The sequence below is a fragment of the Thermodesulfobacteriota bacterium genome (assembly GCA_040757775.1).
GTDB lineage: Bacteria > Desulfobacterota > UBA8473 > UBA8473 > UBA8473 > UBA8473.
In genome coordinates, this window is sequence record JBFLWQ010000037.1 from 1 (window position 1) to 18476 (window position 18476).

The following is an 18476-nucleotide window of genomic DNA, read 5'->3' on the forward strand; positions in this document are numbered from 1 at the left end:
TGAGCTCTGTCTTATGTGTTATCTCCGGAGCGCAGCCCTTTAGTACCAAAGGAAATCCTATCTCTTTTGCCGCCTGGATTGCTTCTTCCTTCGTCTTCGCCAGCTTCTCTTTTGTTATTGGAATACCATAAGAAGCTAAAAACTTTTTCGACTCATACTCTGAGAGTGTGCTCTGTCCTTTTTTTATAGCTTCGTCTAAAATTTTCATCTTTCCTCTCCTCCTACACTCATTTATCCTCTCGGACTTCAAATATAAGCTCTACAGTAAAAAGTGTACCATCTTATCGACAATCTTGCTATAACGATCTCCAAACCCAATGATCTCAAACTCTCTAACATCATTTCCTAAATGGCTAATATGTATTTCCATACGATTCTCAGGTAACAGATGGGCTATTTTCTCTGCCCACTCAATTAAAGTAACCCCCTTCCCTTCAAAATACTCTTCATATCCAAGGTTCTCCAGATCCGAATTGCCTTCCAGCCGGTAAAGATCAAAATGATAAAGGGGAATCCTGCCCTGGTATTCATTGACTATGGTGTAAGTTGGACTGGTTATGCAGTATTCTTCAGGGACACCTACTCCCCGTGCCAGCCCTTTCGCTAACTGGGTCTTTCCTGTCCCTAAATCCCCGATCAATGCAACAATATCACCAGTTGTCAAATATTTACCCAAAATCTCTCCAAATTCAAGGGTAGCATGTGGGCTCTTTAGTTTTGTTTTAATTCGTTTTTCCTTCACAGAAGATAGCTTGATTGTAAGCAGTCAGCGCTCAGCGGTCAGTATTCACCAAACATTGCCTTAGCTAATTATGGGGTTTTTGTCCTAACCTATCTGTTTTATTGAGAGCTGACGGCTGATAGCTAAATGCTCACGTTAGATTTATCTCCTTACAGAATCCCTCAACTCATTTAAAACCGACGGTATCCTTTCTATAACATCTGTGGCAAGCAAACCTATCTCTCCCCTTTCAGAGACAATAGTATCTCCTGCCAGTCCATGGGAAAAGACCGCTAATTTAGCAGCATCCATTATATCAAACCCCTGGGCAATAAAACTTGAGAGCATACCGGTCAGGACGTCCCCCATGCCAGCGGCAGCCATCCCTGGATTTCCTGTGGGATTGATCCAGATGCCCCCAAAGGGGTCAGCTATTATTGTTCTAAATCCTTTTAAAACCAGATAGACATTGTATTCCTGGGCAAACCTGCGAGAAATTTCTATCCTATCATTCTGGATTTCTGCTGCTGAGGTATTCATTAACCTTGCCATCTCTCCGGGATGAGGGGTCAATACAACAACTGCCCTTGCTTCTTTCAGGATGTTTACATCTCTTGCCAGGGCATTCAGACCATCGGCATCAATTACAAGCGGAATATTGACTTCTTTAACAATTCTATGAACGAGTTCTATAGTTCCATCATTTGTAGATACCCCGGGGCCCAAAGCCAATGCGCTCTTTTTCTCTGTTAATGCTACAATCTTTTCAAGGGCTTGGATACCCAAAAATCCCGGGGGAGTCTCAGGCAAAGGTTCGGTCATTACCTCTGTCAGCTTATTCTCCATTATAGGATTAAGACTTTCCGGTATACCCAGAGTAACAAGCCCGACCCCTGCATGCATAGCTCCCTGGCAGGTCAAAACCGCCGCCCCGGTTTTACCTGTGGACCCCGCAACTACCAGAAGATGCCCAAAGTCTCCCTTGTGGGAACTGAGGTCCCGGGGTTTAAGGAGAGACTTCAATTCATCTCTATCAATAATGTAGTTCTGTATTTCCTCTCCCTCAATCAAGTGTTTAGGAATGCTTATATCAATTATCTCCAGCTCTCCCACATATTCTGTCCCTTCTGGGATTAGCAGCCCCACCTTGGGATGGGCAAAGGTGATTGTCAGGTCTGCTTTAATGCAGTTTCCCAAAATTTTTCCGGTATTGGCGTCTAACCCGGAAGGTATATCAACTGCAACCATGGGAATATCTGTCTGGTTCAAAACCTCTATAACGTCCCGAAAGAGACCTTTTATCTCAGAGTTTAGACCAGTTCCAAAAATGGCATCGATAATTAAATCACAGTCTCTTATTTCATCCCTAATCAAATCTATAATACCTTCCTCCTTAAACTCAAGAATATCTAAGCCCAGATGTTTTATAATTTCGAAGTTTGTCTTAGCATCTCCCAGGAGACTGTCCCCTGCAGTCAAAAGATACACCTTTACCTGAACACCTCTATTAAAAAGGTGCCTGGCAATAACAAAACCGTCACCCCCATTGTTCCCTTTGCCGGAAAAGACCGCAACCTTTTTGTTAACAAGCTCAGGATAGTAACTTTCAATTACCTCTGTTGCCCTGCTTCCAGCATTTTCCATAAGAACTATTCCAGGGATTCCGCATTCCTCAATAGCCCTTTTATCCAACCTCTGCATAATCTCAGACGTAACTGCCTTCAATCTAACCCTCCAGTATCACCTGAGCAATTCCATAACCACCATCATGAGACATGCTTAAAAAAATATTTCTTATATTGTTATTAATGCCGATTTCTTTAGCTTTGCTGTGTAGTTCAATTGAGGGTTTACCCATGGTATCATTGATGATTTCAATGTCTTTCCAGGGTATACCAGCACGCATTCCCAGCTCCAGTGCCTTTAAGAAAGCCTCTTTAGCCGCGAATCGTATGGCAAAATGTTGGCTGGGTAATCTCTTGTTTATGCAAAAATCTATCTCCCTTTCTGTAAAGAGCCTGTTTAAAAACCGACCCTTCCATCTTATAGAAAGATGCTCGATCCTTGACATCCTGACTATGTCTATACCTATTCCCAAAATCATGTTGGAGACTATCCTTTTGCTTATCTCCCATCTGGTTGGTGAAGAGGGTCCGAGGTGTCAAGGATTCTAGGGTTCAAGTGTTTTTTTAACATTTCACTCTAATCCTTGCCCCCTTGAACCCTTATGTATTTATCAATTCAATCATCTCTCTGACTGCTTTATCCAAACCTACAAATAAAGCCCTACATATTATGCTATGACCAATACTGAACTCCTCAATCTCATTAATCCCTATTAGCCTCTTGATATTCAAATAGTTCAACCCATGCCCCGCGTTTATTCCCAGTTTTAATTCTGATGCCATTTTAACAGCGGCAAGAATCCTATCGAGTTCTTTTTCTTCCTCAATCCTGTCCTTAGCATCACAGAATGTCCCTGTGTGGATTTCTATAAAATCGGCACCAACTCTATGTGCAGCCTTAACCTGATATATATCCGGATCAACGAAAAGACTAACAACTATCCCTCCATCTTTAAGCAACGCCACAGAATTTTCTATTGCTTCTCTATTCATATTGACATCCAGTCCGCCTTCAGTGGTCAGCTCTTCTCTCTTTTCCGGAACTAAGGTTGCCATATCAGGTTTTATTTCCAGGGCTATCCTTATCATCTCCTGAGTTGAAGCCATTTCTAAATTCAGCTTGCTTTTGACTGTTTGCTTGAGCAACCAGAGGTCCCTATCCTTAATATGCCTTCGGTCTTCCCTCAAATGAACTATTATCCCATCAGCCCCAGCCAGTTCAACTATAGCGGCTGCTGTCACAGGGTCAGGTTCGGTTATCCTCCTTGCTTCCCTAAGGGTTGCAACATGATCAACGTTTACCGATAATCTGGCCACTTAACTTACCTCCGCTATTACCCCAAAACCTTCTTTGTACAATCAGCAATCTCTTCTGCCATAGCAGATATCTCGTCCTGATCTTCTCCTTCTAACATGATTCTGAATATTAACTCAGTCCCTGAAAATCTAACCAGAACCCTTCCTTTATCTCCCAATTTTTCTTTTGTGTTCTTTATCTTAGAGGCAATTTCAGGTATATCATCTACCTCCCTTTTCTCTCTGACTTTTACATTCAATAAAACCTGGGGAAGCGGTTCCATTATCCGGGCTAACTCCGATAATCTTCTATTATTTATCTTCATAACTGCCAATATCTGCAATGCAGACAGAATCCCATCTCCGCTGGTATTATGATCCAGAAACACGATATGACCAGACTTTTCCCCACCCAGGTTATAACCATTTCTAACCATCTCCTCTACAACATACCTGTCCCCTACTGCTGTTTTAACGATCTTTCCTCCCAACTTTTTGAGGGTTATATCCAGCCCCATATTGCTCATCACGGTAGTAACCAATGTATTCTTCTTGAGCTTTCTATTCTTTATCATCTCCGCAGCGCAGATTGCCATAATATGGTCCCCGTCGACCAGCTCACCATTTTCGTCAACAAAGACTACCCTGTCAGCATCCCCGTCAAAGGCTATGCCCAAGTCTGCCTTTTTCTCCTTAACGGTCTTACTGATTAACTCTGGATGCAAAGAACCACAGTTTAAGTTAATATTCTCACCATCAGGTTCAACACCCAATGTAACCAGTTCGGCTCCAAGTTCTCTAAATACAGCAGGAGCTACCTTATAGGCTGCACCATTTGAACAGTCTAAGACGATCTTCAAACCATCCAGGGAGAGTGTCCTTGGAAACGTATTCTTAAGAAAGACTATATATCTGCCCGCTGCATCATTTATACGAAACGCTTTTCCGACCTCTGATGCTGTAGGACGAAGAGAATCTATACTGCCCTCTGAGATCAACTCTTCAATCTTCATCTCCAATTCGTCCGGCAGCTTAAAGCCATCTCTGGAAAAAAATTTTATTCCGTTGTCCTGAAAAGGATTGTGGGATGCAGAGATTACTACCCCTGCGTCTGCCCTCATACTGGGTGTAATAAAGGCTATTCCAGGGGTCGGAAGGGGGCCAACCAGCAGAACATCAACACCCATAGAGCAGATTCCGGCAGTCAAGGCATTTTCTATCATATATCCAGAAAGACGGGTATCCTTACCAACCACTATTTTATGCCTTCTCTGTGCATTTTTAAACAGATAAGCAATCCCTCTACCCAGCTGCACTGCTGTTTCAGCAGTCATGGGTTCAATGTTTGCAACCCCTCTTACACCATCTGTACCAAACAATCTACCCATAATAGGTCTCCATGGCTATCAGCTTACAGCTCTCAGCTTTCAGTGAAAACAGATACTTCCCTCAACTCCTTGATATACCCATACAACTGACCACCTGTCTGCAAACAGGCTGGCTGACAACCAATAACTGACACTATGCATTCTTTATTGCATCAATTACCCTCACAACCTTCTTGATCATACCCACATTATGAACCCTTACGATGTTGGCGCCATTGAGTATCGCTGCTGACACAGCAGCGGCAGTCCCCTCCTCCCTTTGTGTTACATCAGCATCCAGGATTTTCCCAATAAATGCCTTTCTTGAGGGACCTACAAGGATAGGTTTGCCCAAGCTTCTGAATTCTGATAACCTATTAATTATTTTCAGGTTGTGTCCGTCATCCAGAGACTTTCCAAATCCTATTCCGGGATCTATAATAATCTTATGGGGGTCTATCCCAGCTCTTTCAGCCATATCAATACTGTCTTTCAGGTATTCGATAATCTCTGAAATCAGGGATTCATAACGGGGGTTTTGCTGCATATTCTCAGGAGTCCCCTTCATATGCATCAGGACAACAGGAACATCATGGCGGGAAGCGCTCTCTGCCATTTTAGGGTCAAAATTCAATGCACTTATGTCATTTATTATCTCGGCACCCGCATCAATGGCTCTTTCTGCAACAACAGACTTATAAGTATCTATGGAGATAGGCACATCGATTTTCGGTGCAAGCCTTTCTATCACAGGAATAACCCTACTAATCTCCATTTCAGCAGTGATCGGTTTTGAACCAGGTCTGGTTGTCTCCCCACCAATATCTATAATATCAACCCCCTCATCAACCAACTTCAGAGCATGGGCAATGGCTCGATGGAGGTCAAAGAAAAATCCTCCGTCAGAAAAAGAATCGGGGGTTACATTTATAACCCCCATAATGTAAGTACGCTTGCTGAGGTTTAGGTCAACCTTTTTACATCTTATAACAAATTCATCTTCGTGTTGACTATCGGTCATTCTAATCAAGATTGACGGCTTCGTAAAAAGTCCATCTGCGGCGTTGCGCTGCATCCCTCGTTGTTACAGCGTAGCTATAAGTACGCTTCACTCCTCGTGATTTGCGCGCCTTGCATCTGGAGCTTTTTACTGTGCAGTCTGACTTTTGACTTTTTACGACTTCATCAAGATTCTGGAACTAACCGTTTTTGTTTAGTCCTTTTCACCTTTTTAATTTCTGTAGTCTCTGTTGCCTTCTGGGTTCTCTTCACTTCTTTAAATTCCTTAGTCTCTATCTGCACCTGTCCTTTTTCTACTATATCGTTGATCTCCGACGCATCAAGAACCTCCTTTTCCAGTAAAGCATGGGCAAGGTCATGGAGGGTAGTAATATTGTTAGTTAAAATTTTCTTTGCCCTTCCATAGTTTTCTGTAACAATCCTTTTAACTTCTTTATCAATCTTTATAGCGGTATCCTCACTGTAATCCCGGTGCTGAGCAATCTCTCTTCCAAGAAAGATCTGCTCTTCTTTTTTACCAAAGGTAAGAGGTCCCAGGTCTTCACTCATTCCCCACTCACAAACCATCTTCCTTACTAAATCCGTAGACCTTTCAAGATCGTTGCCAGAACCAGTGGTGAGATCCCCCAATACTATCTCCTCAGCTGCCCTTCCTCCAAGTAGAATTGAAATATTGTTTAACAAATATTCTTTGGGGTATGTGTGCCTTTCATCTATGGGCAGTTGCTGGGTCAAACCTAATGATCTGCCCCTGGGTATTATGGTCACTTTATGGATTGGGTCTGTACCCGGCAGCAGCTTAGCAACCAATACATGGCCTGCTTCGTGATAAGCTGTGTTACGTTTTTCCTCAGGGCTGATGATCATGCTCCTTCTTTCAGTACCCATCATAACCTTGTCTTTGGCCTCTTCAAAATCCTCCATCTCTAAATTCGTTTTGCTTTTCCTTGCTGCCAGCAGAGCTGCTTCATTCACTAAATTCTCTAAATCAGCTCCAGTAAAACCAGGAGTTCCCCTGGCTAAAACCTCCATATCTACACCATTAGACAAAGGGGTCTTTTTAGCATGTACCTTAAGTATTCCTACCCTCCCCCTTACATCAGGCGGGGGCACTACAACCTGTCGGTCAAATCTTCCCGGCCGCATCAATGCCGGGTCCAATACATCGGGCCTATTGGTAGCCGAAATGAGAATTACACCTTCATTAGATTCAAATCCATCCATCTCTACCAGTAATTGGTTCAGTGTTTGTTCCCTTTCATCATGCCCGCCACCGAGCCCTGCTCCGCGATGTCTTCCCACAGCATCAATCTCATCGATAAATATAATACAGGGGGCATTTTTCTTGCCCTGGATAAAGAGGTCTCTAACTCGAGATGCACCTACCCCGACAAACATCTCAACAAAATCTGACCCGCTTATATTGAAAAAAGGGACATTGGCCTCTCCAGCAATCGCTTTTGCCAATAGTGTCTTTCCAGTACCTGGGGCACCCATTAAAAGAACCCCTTTGGGGATTCTCCCGCCCAATTTTGTAAATTTCTTGGGGTTTTTTAAAAACTCTATGATCTCCTGAAGCTCCTCCTTTGCTTCATCAATACCAGCCACGTCTTCAAATGTTATTTTGTGCTGGTGTTCCGAGAGCAATTTAGCCCTGCTTTTCCCAAATGACATTGCCCTGCCACCAGCCTGCATCTGTCTCATAAACAGTATCCATACGCCAATAAGGAGGAGCATAGGAAACCATGAAATAAGGGCGGTAAAATACCATGGGGATTCTTCCCTTGGCTTAACAGATATTCTAATATCCTTGGATTTCAGGGTTCTAATCAGGTCAGGGTCTTGGGGAGCATAGGTTTTGAATCCCTTTCCACTCAGGTATTTACCCTGGATATTTTCCCCCTGGATTTCAACTTCTGAGATATCACCCCTCTCAATTGCGGATAAAAAATCACTGAATATAACTTTTTCCTCGGTTGTCTGGGGTTTATTAAAAAGTTGATACAATAATATCATCATCAAGGTGATAACCAGCCATAGTGCCATGTTTTTGTAAAATGGATTCATTGTCCCCTTCAATAAAGCATAGTGTCAGTTGTTCGTTGTCAGACCACCTGTTTGCAAACAGGTGGTTAGTTATATGAATTTTTCTATGCGTAGCCTTTAAAAATATATAATACAAATTATTATAAATTACAATAAAAATCCTACAATTTCAGACACTGGACTTCAGACGTTAGACACCAGACTTTCCAATTGTGTAATCCCTGGCTATTTCCCCCTCTTCAGTCTAAGGTCTGATGTCTGTTGTCTATGGTCTAATATCTGAGTCACAGTGATTAGACCCATTCAGAAAATCCTCACCTCAAGAATCTTTCCGGGGCATTTCCCTACCATTACTCTGTTATCCATCCTTAAACCCATGACCCATGCTATCAGGTTATCAAAGAGGAGAAGGGGGATCTGTCTGCGTGTAGATTTAGGTATCTTATTATCAATAAAGAAATCCTTCAGTTTTTTAGTGCCCTCCATTCCCATAGGTTGAAACCTGTCCCCTTCCCTGAAATTTCTGATAACAATAGGAAATTTAATTTGACGATAATCCATAAACGCTACATTGGGATCAACATTTAAGTTCAAACCTTCCTTTTGTGGAATAACCTTGAGTTCTACTTCTTTATTGACCTCCTTAAGTCTGACATAGTTGGGAATTTCAGAGAAAGAATAACAGAATGGGGTTTCTTTGACTTCTCTTCTTATTATCAATTCATTGTATTGCTTCTCAACAATGATTCCTCCGGGTAGACTTAATGACTTATTGGCGCCTTCACTGGAAAGCATCCCCACCAGAGATTCCAGATGTCTAAAGTTAATCCTTTTCAGGTTGCCTGAAAAGGACTCCATCGCCTTTCTCAAGACTCTAATCTGCATGGACCCTTCTAAACCCTTTAGATAGAGAATATTAAGGGTTAGTGATTCCTTTCCCCCTGAGACACAAATTCTGGAGAAGAGATTCAAAACGAGTTTCTCCATGAATTCATCTTCTTTCCTCAATATCTCAGAGGTATGAATCAGGTTCTGCACAATTCCAGGGTTGTACTCCTTCACCAATATTGGCATCAAGCTATTACGTACCTTATTACGTAAATAGACATTTTCCCTGTTTGAACTATCAGTAACGAATTCAATGCTGTTTTCTCTCAGGAATCCTTCTATCTCTGACCTCTGGATCTCGATAAGGGGGCGTATAAAGATACCATCTCTGACAGGAGGAATCCCGCAAAGACCTTTAATCCCTGCCCCCCTTATTAACCTCATCAAGACCGTTTCAGCCTGATCGTCTGCATTATGCCCCAGAGCCACCTTTTGTGCATTGAACTTTTTCAAGGTATCCACGAAGAACTCGTATCGGGCATCCCTGGCAGCCTGCTGGGTAGATTTCTTCTCAGCCTTTTTCAAAGCAGGGATATCAATGGATTTGGATTCAAAAGGCAGATGGAAAGTATTTGCCAGCTTCTCTACAAACCTGCATTCCCTCTTTGCCTCCATCCCTCGAATACAATGGTCCAGGTGGGCAACAATCAGGGTAATGTTAAAATCCTCTCTTAATTCCTCTAATGTATGGAGGAGAAAGACGGAATCAGCCCCCCCTGAAACGGCAACTACAACCCTATCCCCTTGTTCCAGCATACGGTATTTTTCTATGGTACGTCTTACCTTTGAGATAAGCATTATTTGCCCCTGTTTACCGATTATCCACTATACGTCTTTTTTGAGTTCTCCCGCCTCTTCTTAACGTTCCCTTTTCAGCAAACTTAATTTCGGGCATGCCCAGCATCTTTGAACCGATGCTTTCTTTGATTGGGGCTATTGAAATCAAACGCTGGATAATCTGTTGTTCAACACCTGTACTATTTTCCAGAACCTCAGCATGACAACATATAGCATCTTTACTATTTTTCTTGGTGATAAATAAACGGTAATCAACAAGTTCAGGTACAGCATACAGCGCATCATCTACCATGGAGGTAAATATTTTTCTTTTGTTTCCTATCTCAACAATCAATGCTTTCCTTTTGGGGATTTGTCCGATTTTGAGTACTGTATTTGCTCCACATTTGCACGGCGTTCGGATGATTCGTGCAATATCGCCCGTTCGATATCTAATCAGAGGCATTCCTTCCCGGTTTAAGGTTGTAAATACCAGCTCTCCCTCTTCTTCATTGGTAAGCATTTCACTGGTTTCGGGGTCAACAGTTTCAAAAAGGAGATCGCATTCATTAAAATGATACCCATCGTGAGCATGGCATTCAATACCAATTGCAAAACCGGCTTCGGTCATACCATAGTGGTGAAAGATTTCAGCACCCCAGCATGTTTCAAGGTATTTTCTTGCGGGTACAGCGAGATATTCGGAGGTTATAAATACCGCTTTGACACCGATACTCTTAAGATTATGAATCAGTCGCCCTTCCTGTGTCATACGCCATATCCGAAACGCCGACCCCATGATCATAACAGGTCTGGTTTTGATGATTGATTGGATTTTTTCCTCAGTGGGACAGTAGCAATCTCCAATAACCGGCACCCCACCTAACTTTTCAACACCCCTTGCAATCAGCCTTGCCATGCTCAGCGGTGTAACGTTATCAGGCAAAAATATATGTACAGATTGACCTCTCATATCCATGCCGGCTTCGGACATGACCGTTTTCATAATGGCAGCCTTCGAATCGACAATTGCATCTGCATCTTTTTGAGTAAAAAAAATCTTTTTCGGTCTGCCTGTGGTGCCAGTAGTAAAATGAGAAAACGTTCTTTTTATTTGAGACTGTGAGACGCACAACAGTTTATAGGGGTGGTATCGAATATCATCCGGTTGTGTAAAAGGGATATTTCCCAGGTCGGCTAACGTGTTTATCGTTCCGACTTTTTGATAAAGTCCTCTGTAAAATACACTTTGGCTTGAAGCATATTCTAAGATTTTATTTAGGTTGAAACATTGAAATTTTTCTACATCCTGCCGGTTAATTTCCTGCAGGTTTTCTTTGCCGGTAAATTTTCGATACTCCGGGTTTTTCTTAAAGGTTTTTCTAATTTTATTGTGTATCCATTCTTCAAAAAACATAATTATTCTTTTCCAAGCCTTTTTTTAACCGGATTTGATGCCCGGTCTCTTGAGGGCAGAATAACCGTGGACTGCCCATTCATCACTGATCTTCCCCTCTGGTTTATGGCATCTGTCTTTATATCAACACAATGCTCACTATTTTCATCCATGTACTTTCGTACAATGGTTCCTTTTAACCATACAACATCCGAAAGGTATACAATATCACGATATTTTGCATAGCTCTTTTTCAGCCATCCGTTATCACTCATCCAATTTGTCATAAGTTGAATCAGCCAGCAATGTCTCTGAACAGCAACATCATAAGGGTAAGGGATGCCACACGCTTGAGCGGCAAAGGCATTATAGTGCACACTGTAAATGGGTTCCATTGCAAAAGTCACAGGATCGCGGAATCCCCATGCAGGGTGTCTTCTATAATCTCTGAGCGAGAGCCCGTGAGCTTTTATAGGAACAGGGGATGCACCAATTATATATGCAATAAAATCTGTCAGTCCTAAAGGACCCTTTGTTAGCACAGGCAATTCATCTCCGGCTGCCACATCTTCCCAGAAACGATTTTCTGCACCCCGTATCTTCTCATTTAAAACCTGAGCTTCAATTTCCAATATCTCCTCTTCCGTCCAGGGATGGGGGAGCTGAATCTTACTGTATTTCCCTTTTTGCCTGGCAGCAGCACGTTCAACTCTGAAGGCTGCTGATTTTACTTTTGCGGTAAGCTCTCCGTTTTGATTAAAATATTTCACTTCTTGCTGCTCGATCACTGATTTACCTGCAAAATCACTCTGTTTTACCTTGCATTTAGTTAAGCGGCATTCCGGGGTAATTCTGTCATTGAGGAGAATTGGTTTATAAAACTCCCAATCTGAACTTGTATGCAGTGCATGAACCCCGGCAAGCCCCTGAAGTACCCATGTTGGCAGAACGCTGTTGTGCCAGCTTGGGGGGGCTGCGATGGTTTTATAAACGGTCGCTCTGGCATAGGTCTCATCCCGCCAGAGTGGATTGGGGTCGCCTATACCGTCCGAAAATTTCCGGATAGCATCTTTTGAAGCAAGTTCATTAAATTGATGATTAATGCGAAGTTTTTTCCCTACACGATTACGAAATTCATGGAGCGCTTCATCTGTAATTATTCCTTCTGATATTATGGTTTGAACCATTTCAATATCCTTTTTTTCAATGATTAAAAATCCAGTGGACTCTTCATCTCTTTGTGGGTCCTGCCAGGCACACAGTGTGTGTATATCATGGTCGTCCTCACATCCGTATGCCCGAGCAGTTCCTGTATCGTACGGATGTCGTAATTTGCCTGAAGCAGGTGCGTAGCAAAGCTATGGCGAAACGTATGGGCGGAAGCCCGTTTAGTGAGTTGAGCTTTATTGACTGCCTTCTTAATTGCTCTTTGAACGTGAGTTTCATGGTGGTGATACCGTTTGAACTCGTCTGTGTCCGAAATGTAGGTCAATGCCTTTGCCGGGAAAAACCACTGCCATACAAATTCTTTGCTGGCATTCTTGTATTTTTTCTCCATTTGACTCATCATAAAAACACCGGCATAGCCTTCTTTCAGATCTTTTTGATGCAGCTTTTTTACCCGTTCAAGATGGGACTGCAATTCAGTTCGAAGCGTCTCAGGTAGAGGCACGGTTCTGTCTTTTTTCCCTTTACCATCATGAACCGTTAGGATACCCGCATCAAAATTAAAATTATTGACCCGAAGATTCAGACACTCAAACAAACGGAGGCCGCAGCCATAGAGCAGCTTTACCATAAGACTGTACGGATATGGCAACATTTTGATTATGCTGTCTATTTCTTCTCTGGATAAAACAACAGGGATATAGGGTTTTCTTTTGGCTCGGACAACACCGTCAATTTTGCCAAAGTCCTTTTTCAGAATATTTCGGAAGAAGAACAAGAGAGAATTAAAAGCCTGATTCTGAGATGAAGCAGAGACTTTTTGTTTAACCGCTAAGAAGGTTAAAAATTCTTTTACGTCTGAAGCCGATAATGTTTCCGGATTTTTGCTTTTAGTGAAGTGCTGAAATTTCCGGACCCATATCACATAAGACTTCAGGGTTTTAGGTGAATAGTGTCTGACCTTTATCTCATTGTTTAATTCAAGGAAAATGTTTTGCCAATTACAATTAGTTTCTCCTTTGTTAATTTCTGGTTTTACGTTAAAATCATATGGATACTGTTTCCGAAAAGGAGCATTTACATGAATCTGATGTTTTGAATTTGATACAATATCCTTGATTCCGGGATTTTGTTGTGCTATTGTAGCCAAAACCATTCTAATATCAGGCTGTTGACTGACCAATTCGTAAAAAAGGCGGATTGCCTCATGTGCCTGTTTCTGCTGTACCCCGGATTGCTTCTTTTCTTTGAGTTTTTTTAAGAAATTAGGAAGGCTGCCTGGACTTAGGGAAGATAATTGATATTTATAGCAGTAATCCAAATAAAATCTTAACCATTTTTTATAATAATTGTGGGATGGTAAAGGTATATTTTTCTTGGAGAGGAAAGAGCCAAAGCTTGTAATTATGCCATCGGGTATTTTTAGCACTTGGAGTTATCCTGATAGCAGTGTATTATTCAATATTGAGTGATATACTGTTAGAAAACTCTTTAAAATATCAAGGAAGGTTTGTCAAGGCTTTTTTTCGGAGATATGCTGGTCAGTACAATAACTTGTTAGGAGAAAAATATGAAACTTATTATCATACTTTCCATAGCTACATTAATATTCTTAGTTATTGGATATCGCCTTAAGTCATGGCAAATTATTGGATACTCTTTTCTTTGCCTTCTTGCCGGTGTATTTCTTCAATTTTTAGAACAACACCCCGAAGTAAAGGTATCAAGCCCATACCTAGCGTTAGAAAAGCAAGTCCAATCAGTTGATTCATCTCTGAAAAAGGTAGCCACAAAACAAGAAGACATTGGAGTAACACAAAAACAACTCCAAAAAATAGTAACAACATTGACAAAAATGATACTTGTTGTTGAAGACGGAGTCGGTAAGTTTGGAGACAACAGGCCACAAAGAGACAAATTACTTCAAGAATATAAAAAAGAGATACAATCGCTAATCCCAAGGGAATTTTCAAAAGGTCTAAATCGTGACATTGAATCATTGTATAAAACCCCCTAGCATAATTAAAGGAGAACCCATAAAATGATTACTCCAAACCAAGAATGGCAAGAACTTTGTAAAGAATTTGACATTGCACGAGACGAATTGTTAAGAACTTACCATGTCGTAACTCAAAAATTTACATCAATGAAGGATAACCCAACAAAAGAAGAAGCAAGAGCATTTAATATAGCCAGTTCTAAGTTGGACGATATAGACCGCCGAATGCGTGAATTTGTCGAGAGAAATACCTAACTATTCTGTTGAAAATGCGAAGTCATTTCTGTTGTCCAAGAATGATAAATATCCAGTATCTTTTTTGATTCTTCATAAATGAGACTGCCAACATTGGGAAGCCCATAAGCAATGGCTTTGTGAATCTCCATTTTTTCTGGCAATATTCGCTTAACTTCTTCAATAAATTTTTTTGAATAATGAATCATAAATACCTCCTAACCAGTCGTTGCACCTGATATTTTTTTCGCTTGCGCTTCAAAAATACTAGGTGAACTCTTTGTTAACCCCCATCTAACTCAAATAATAAATAAATGGAGGTGCATTATGCCAAAATCTTATTACGAAGATGTTAACAATGTAATAATATTAATCTCAGGACAAGATGACTACTCTTGCCTAGAATGTGATTTACGTACTGGTTCGTTTCAAGAAATCATTAACCACTACCTCAAACATGAATATAAATTGTTACACATTGGTACAGAAGGCAGTGCCAAAGGCGACTATCCAACATTTGAAACGGCTGCATATCTAGGGAGATGATTTTTTAGCGTCGTGCAACTCTTTATTATAGGATGTCATCGCAACATCACATCTTTGTTGTATCATTTTAAGTAGTTCAAGACCCTTATCATGAAGCTCAATGTCGCCTTCTGTTCTCATACATACATCATATAATACGTGGTAAAGATTGTTTAGATACGAGTAGTAACGATTCATCTATTTTCTCCTTTTTACCTAAAATTATTTTAGGTTAACCAGCGGCTGGACTGGATAGCTGATAGCTACCAGTCAGCCTTGTCGTTATATGAAAAAATTAAAAGAAAAAAAACAAGAGGAACACAAAATGAGCGATAAAGAGCATAATATTCACGACTTTGATATTGCATTAATTTGCGAATATTTTTCCAGTATGGATCGTCAAGGCCCAGGAAGCCAGGAAGTAACTCTAAGGGCATTAAGCTTTATTGGTAATATGCACGAGGGATCAAACATTGCTGACCTTGGTTGTGGTACTGGAGGTCAAACTATAGTTTTGGCTCAAAACACTCCAGGGAATATTACAGCCATTGATTTATTCCCTGGTTTTATCGACAAACTAAATGACAATGCACAAAAATTGAATCTTCAAAGCAGAGTTAAAGGCGTTATTGGTTCAATGGATAAACTTGATTTTCAATTAAATGAATTAGACCTTATTTGGAGTGAAGGAGCAATATATAATATTGGCTTTGAAAAAGGCATGAGTTATTGGAATAAGTTTTTGAAAAAAGGCGGCTATATTGCTGTTACTGAGGCATCATGGTTTACAGAAGAACGGCCAAAAGAAATATTTGATTTTTGGAATGAAGCATATCCTGGAATAGACACCATTCCAAATAAAATTGCTCAAATGCAAAAAGCAGGCTATGTTTTTATAGCATCATTCATGCTGCCTGAAAATTGCTGGATAGACAACTTTTTTGCTCCGGCAATAACAGCACAAAAAATATTTCTGGATAAATACAAAGGTAATAAATCTGCCGAAGAATTCGTAAACTATGAAAAGCATGGAGCTGAACTTTATAATAAGTATAAAGAATATTATGGCTATGTATTTTATATTGGAAAAAAGATATAGTACCCCTGCCAACATCCGTGCTGACGGCTAACGTAGCGGAATTAAGGGTATATATGAATATAAAATTAAAACCAATAAGTAAAGAATATCAAAAAGAAATAATTGATGTATTTAATCATTATGTCAAAAATAGTTTTGCTGCTTATCCAGAAAATAATTTTGCCGTATGAATTTTTTGAAAAATTTCTCCAAATGTGTGAAGGATATCCAGCTATTGTATGCGAAGACGAAAATGGAAATATTTTAGGATTTGGAATGCTTCGGGCATACAACCCCGTACCTACATTTTCTCAAACCGCAGAGATAACTTATTTCCTAAAGCCTGAATCAACAGGGAAAGGAATTGGTAAAATTATGCTTGATTACCTTACTCAAGAAGGAAAAAAATAGGACTCTCCTCTATTCTTGCCAGCATATCTTCTCTCAATGATGGAAGCATAAATTTTCACAAGAAAAATGGGTTTATAGAATGCGGACGGTTTAAAAATATTTGCAAGAAAAAAAATAAAATATTTGATGTAGTATATATGCAAAAAATGCTATAATAAGCCGTTTCAGATGGACAAGCAGACCTGAGCATGCTTGTTTTGCTTAATAGAAAGGCTTATTTAGGCCTGCTTGCTACTGAACTTTTCATTGGCCGACAAAGGAGAACACGATCAAGATACCGGTCTTTGTGTCGATGCCGACAATGCTCAGCGCTGTGCATCCGGCAGCGAAGCAAGTCGTGCTGGCGGAACTCGTGCCACTCCGGCTCGAACCCCGTCGCACCAGGTAAAAGAGGTGCATGTCTGGTTTTGAAGGTGTAAGAGGGCTGCTATGTTACAATGGAGGAAATAGGATGGACAGGAAGAAATCAAGATCAGAACCGGGAAGGCAGATGACCATCGAAGAGATGCTTAAAGCCTTCGACGCACTGCGATTCGCGGTACTCGCTACATCCGATAAAGGTAGACCCTATACCTCGCTGATAGCCTTCGCCCTGACTCCCGATCGCCACACGCTCATTTTCGCAACACCCAAAGCCACCAGCAAATACGAGAACATAAGTAGCGAGCCTGCTGTTTCGATTCTATTGGATAACCGTTCGCAAGATGCCGAAGATTTTCATAGTGCGCAGGCAGTTACATTGCTCGGTACGGCAAAAGAATTGAGAACAGCCGCACAGAAGGCAGAGTATCGGCAAATACTCGTGAATAGGCACCCGGAATTGGCTGCCTTCATTGACGAACCCGGGACATCTCTCATCGCCGTTACCATCCGGCAGGCCTTTCACGTAGCGCATTTTCAGGACGTATCCCGTTGGCCATAAGCGGAAACTGGGGGAAGTGGGGACACTCTTGAAATGCTATGAAGAAAGCAACGCGGTTAGCCTAGGCAGAAGGCAAAGGCACAGAGCATTGCCCAACAAGACTTTGGAGCCGACCTCGTACCTCGGCGGCTTAACTGCCGCATTGAATCTGTAGGAAAAGGGTAATATAGAGGTAAAGAGATTGTAATCATGAGCGTTTTATTGTAATATTGCTGCGACATTGAAGTTGGTGACCGCTTAACCGTTTACCGAGGTGTTGCATGGCACGTTACAAACCCTATTCATACGAACAAGGAAAATTCATCCCCATTTTTTTTGAGAAACAAATCCTTCCCGGCACTTTTGATTACTCCCTAAATCATCTCATTGACCACGAGCTTGATCTTTCCATCTTTGAGAACCGCTATAAGGACGAAGAAACCGGGGCACCTGCTTATGACCCGCGCATACTGCTGAAGATCATTCTCTTTGCGTATTCCCGGGGAATCATTTCCAGCAGGAGGATTGCCCAGTGTTGTGAGGAGAACATCATCTTCATGGCATTGAGTGCCGACACAAGGCCTCATTTCACCACCATTGCTGATTTTATTGCCACCATGGATAAGGAGATTGTTCATCTTTTCCGTGATGTGTTATTGGTATGTGATGACATGGGGTTAATAGGCAAAGAGATGTTTGCCATCGATGGGTGCAAGCTTCCTTCCAACGCGTCTAAGGAATGGAGCGGAACCAGGTCTGACTTTGAGAGAAAGGCTGCCAAGATGGAGGCAGCCATAGGCAGGATATTGGAGAAGCATAGGGAACATGATCAGAGACAGACAGACGTGGAGATAGTAAATCGTGAGAAGAAGTTTGTAGAGACCTTGGGAAAAAGGGGTTCAAAGATCCGGGAGTGGCTGAGTAATAACGATGACAAGCCTGGCAAGACAGGTAAACCAAGAAAGAGCAACATCACGGACAACGAGTCTGCCAAGATGAAGACCTCTCATGGAGTTATCCAGGGT

At 41.4% G+C, this 18476-nt stretch carries 22 protein-coding genes; 8 read left to right on the forward strand and 14 right to left on the reverse strand.

Annotated features, from left to right (window positions below):
* The 12 genes from AB1401_14635 to AB1401_14690 form a co-directional block, all read right to left on the reverse strand.
* The coding region (locus tag AB1401_14635) for an acetate--CoA ligase family protein (GenBank protein MEW6616687.1) at window positions 1–208 on the reverse strand (208 nt) is incomplete at its 3' end.
* Between the two features lie 51 nt (window positions 209–259).
* Entirely contained in the window at window positions 260–742 is a 483-nt protein-coding gene (gene tsaE, locus AB1401_14640; protein ID MEW6616688.1) for a tRNA (adenosine(37)-N6)-threonylcarbamoyltransferase complex ATPase subunit type 1 TsaE, read from the reverse strand.
* A 141-nt stretch (window positions 743–883) separates the two neighbouring features.
* Window positions 884–2446, reverse strand: coding sequence for an NAD(P)H-hydrate dehydratase (locus AB1401_14645; protein ID MEW6616689.1), 1563 nt, complete (start codon window positions 2444–2446; stop codon window positions 884–886).
* 1 nt (window position 2447) lies between these two features.
* Entirely contained in the window at window positions 2448–2825 is a 378-nt protein-coding gene (gene acpS, locus AB1401_14650) for a holo-ACP synthase (GenBank protein ID MEW6616690.1), read from the reverse strand.
* Between the two features lie 121 nt (window positions 2826–2946).
* Window positions 2947–3663 carry a pyridoxine 5'-phosphate synthase gene (locus AB1401_14655; GenBank protein MEW6616691.1) on the reverse strand — a complete coding sequence of 239 codons (717 nt, stop codon included), beginning with the start codon at window positions 3661–3663 and terminating at the stop codon, window positions 2947–2949.
* 17 nt (window positions 3664–3680) lie between these two features.
* On the reverse strand, window positions 3681–5030 hold the full coding sequence (glmM, locus tag AB1401_14660; protein ID MEW6616692.1) for a phosphoglucosamine mutase: 1350 nt from the start codon (window positions 5028–5030) through the stop codon (window positions 3681–3683).
* Between the two features lie 133 nt (window positions 5031–5163).
* The gene (gene folP, locus AB1401_14665) at window positions 5164–6084 is read right to left on the reverse strand and encodes a dihydropteroate synthase (protein MEW6616693.1); all 921 of its coding nucleotides are present in this window, start codon (window positions 6082–6084) and stop codon (window positions 5164–5166) included.
* Between the two features lie 110 nt (window positions 6085–6194).
* On the reverse strand, window positions 6195–8096 hold the full coding sequence (gene ftsH, locus AB1401_14670) for an ATP-dependent zinc metalloprotease FtsH (protein MEW6616694.1): 1902 nt from the start codon (window positions 8094–8096) through the stop codon (window positions 6195–6197).
* Between the two features lie 282 nt (window positions 8097–8378).
* Window positions 8379–9761 (reverse strand): tRNA lysidine(34) synthetase TilS, encoded by a 1383-nt coding sequence (tilS, locus tag AB1401_14675; GenBank protein MEW6616695.1) that lies wholly within the window; start codon window positions 9759–9761, stop codon window positions 8379–8381.
* Window positions 9762–9774: 13 nt separating this feature from the next.
* Window positions 9775–11157, reverse strand: a complete 1383-nt coding sequence (locus AB1401_14680; GenBank protein MEW6616696.1) for a DVU_1553 family AMP-dependent CoA ligase — start codon at window positions 11155–11157, stop codon at window positions 9775–9777.
* Between the two features lie 2 nt (window positions 11158–11159).
* Window positions 11160–12323 carry a MaoC family dehydratase N-terminal domain-containing protein gene (locus tag AB1401_14685; protein MEW6616697.1) on the reverse strand — a complete coding sequence of 388 codons (1164 nt, stop codon included), beginning with the start codon at window positions 12321–12323 and terminating at the stop codon, window positions 11160–11162.
* Between the two features lie 23 nt (window positions 12324–12346).
* On the reverse strand, window positions 12347–13732 hold the full coding sequence (locus tag AB1401_14690; protein MEW6616698.1) for an integron integrase: 1386 nt from the start codon (window positions 13730–13732) through the stop codon (window positions 12347–12349).
* A gap of 141 nt (window positions 13733–13873) precedes the next feature.
* On the opposite strand from AB1401_14690, the gene AB1401_14695 reads away from it, so the two are divergent.
* Entirely contained in the window at window positions 13874–14320 is a 447-nt protein-coding gene (locus tag AB1401_14695; protein ID MEW6616699.1) for a hypothetical protein, read from the forward strand.
* Between the two features lie 24 nt (window positions 14321–14344).
* Window positions 14345–14557 carry a hypothetical protein gene (locus AB1401_14700; GenBank protein ID MEW6616700.1) on the forward strand — a complete coding sequence of 71 codons (213 nt, stop codon included), beginning with the start codon at window positions 14345–14347 and terminating at the stop codon, window positions 14555–14557.
* Here the strand turns inward: AB1401_14700 and AB1401_14705 are convergent.
* Entirely contained in the window at window positions 14554–14745 is a 192-nt protein-coding gene (locus AB1401_14705; GenBank protein MEW6616701.1) for a hypothetical protein, read from the reverse strand. The genes AB1401_14700 and AB1401_14705 overlap by 4 nt on opposite strands.
* A gap of 118 nt (window positions 14746–14863) precedes the next feature.
* Between AB1401_14705 and AB1401_14710 the strand changes: the two genes are divergently transcribed.
* Entirely contained in the window at window positions 14864–15082 is a 219-nt protein-coding gene (locus AB1401_14710; GenBank protein ID MEW6616702.1) for a hypothetical protein, read from the forward strand.
* On the opposite strand, the gene AB1401_14715 is transcribed toward AB1401_14710, so the two are convergent.
* Window positions 15071–15259, reverse strand: coding sequence for a hypothetical protein (locus tag AB1401_14715; GenBank protein ID MEW6616703.1), 189 nt, complete (start codon window positions 15257–15259; stop codon window positions 15071–15073). The two genes, AB1401_14710 and AB1401_14715, sit on opposite strands and share 12 nt — an antisense overlap.
* Window positions 15260–15386: 127 nt before the next feature.
* Here AB1401_14715 and AB1401_14720 point away from each other — a divergent pair, with 127 nt between their 5' ends.
* The 5 genes from AB1401_14720 to AB1401_14740 form a co-directional block, all read left to right on the forward strand.
* Window positions 15387–16160 (forward strand): class I SAM-dependent methyltransferase, encoded by a 774-nt coding sequence (locus AB1401_14720; protein MEW6616704.1) that lies wholly within the window; start codon window positions 15387–15389, stop codon window positions 16158–16160.
* A 120-nt stretch (window positions 16161–16280) separates the two neighbouring features.
* Window positions 16281–16550 carry a GNAT family N-acetyltransferase gene (locus AB1401_14725; protein ID MEW6616705.1) on the forward strand — a complete coding sequence of 90 codons (270 nt, stop codon included), beginning with the start codon at window positions 16281–16283 and terminating at the stop codon, window positions 16548–16550.
* A 47-nt stretch (window positions 16551–16597) separates the two neighbouring features.
* Window positions 16598–16705 (forward strand): hypothetical protein, encoded by a 108-nt coding sequence (locus AB1401_14730; GenBank protein ID MEW6616706.1) that lies wholly within the window; start codon window positions 16598–16600, stop codon window positions 16703–16705.
* 296 nt (window positions 16706–17001) lie between these two features.
* On the forward strand, window positions 17002–17472 hold the full coding sequence (locus tag AB1401_14735; GenBank protein ID MEW6616707.1) for a pyridoxamine 5'-phosphate oxidase family protein: 471 nt from the start codon (window positions 17002–17004) through the stop codon (window positions 17470–17472).
* A 260-nt stretch (window positions 17473–17732) separates the two neighbouring features.
* Window positions 17733–18476 (forward strand): transposase (locus AB1401_14740; protein MEW6616708.1); only part of this gene is annotated, 744 nt, incomplete at its 3' end.

Coding starts and splice junctions, on each gene's coding strand:
- ftsH (MEW6616694.1), bottom strand. CDS start 8,096: ATGAATCCATTTTACAAAAACATGGCACTATGGCTGGTTATCACCTTG.
- AB1401_14715 (MEW6616703.1), bottom strand. CDS start 15,259: ATGAATCGTTACTACTCGTATCTAAACAATCTTTACCACGTATTATAT.
- acpS (MEW6616690.1), bottom strand. CDS start 2,825: ATGATTTTGGGAATAGGTATAGACATAGTCAGGATGTCAAGGATCGAG.
- AB1401_14725 (MEW6616705.1), top strand. CDS start 16,281: ATGTCAAAAATAGTTTTGCTGCTTATCCAGAAAATAATTTTGCCGTAT.
- glmM (MEW6616692.1), bottom strand. CDS start 5,030: ATGGGTAGATTGTTTGGTACAGATGGTGTAAGAGGGGTTGCAAACATT.
- folP (MEW6616693.1), bottom strand. CDS start 6,084: ATGCAGCGCAACGCCGCAGATGGACTTTTTACGAAGCCGTCAATCTTG.
- AB1401_14695 (MEW6616699.1), top strand. CDS start 13,874: ATGAAACTTATTATCATACTTTCCATAGCTACATTAATATTCTTAGTT.
- AB1401_14710 (MEW6616702.1), top strand. CDS start 14,864: ATGCCAAAATCTTATTACGAAGATGTTAACAATGTAATAATATTAATC.
- AB1401_14735 (MEW6616707.1), top strand. CDS start 17,002: ATGGACAGGAAGAAATCAAGATCAGAACCGGGAAGGCAGATGACCATC.
- AB1401_14685 (MEW6616697.1), bottom strand. CDS start 12,323: ATGGTTCAAACCATAATATCAGAAGGAATAATTACAGATGAAGCGCTC.
- AB1401_14705 (MEW6616701.1), bottom strand. CDS start 14,745: ATGATTCATTATTCAAAAAAATTTATTGAAGAAGTTAAGCGAATATTG.
- tilS (MEW6616695.1), bottom strand. CDS start 9,761: ATGCTTATCTCAAAGGTAAGACGTACCATAGAAAAATACCGTATGCTG.
- AB1401_14680 (MEW6616696.1), bottom strand. CDS start 11,157: ATGTTTTTTGAAGAATGGATACACAATAAAATTAGAAAAACCTTTAAG.
- AB1401_14720 (MEW6616704.1), top strand. CDS start 15,387: ATGAGCGATAAAGAGCATAATATTCACGACTTTGATATTGCATTAATT.
- AB1401_14700 (MEW6616700.1), top strand. CDS start 14,345: ATGATTACTCCAAACCAAGAATGGCAAGAACTTTGTAAAGAATTTGAC.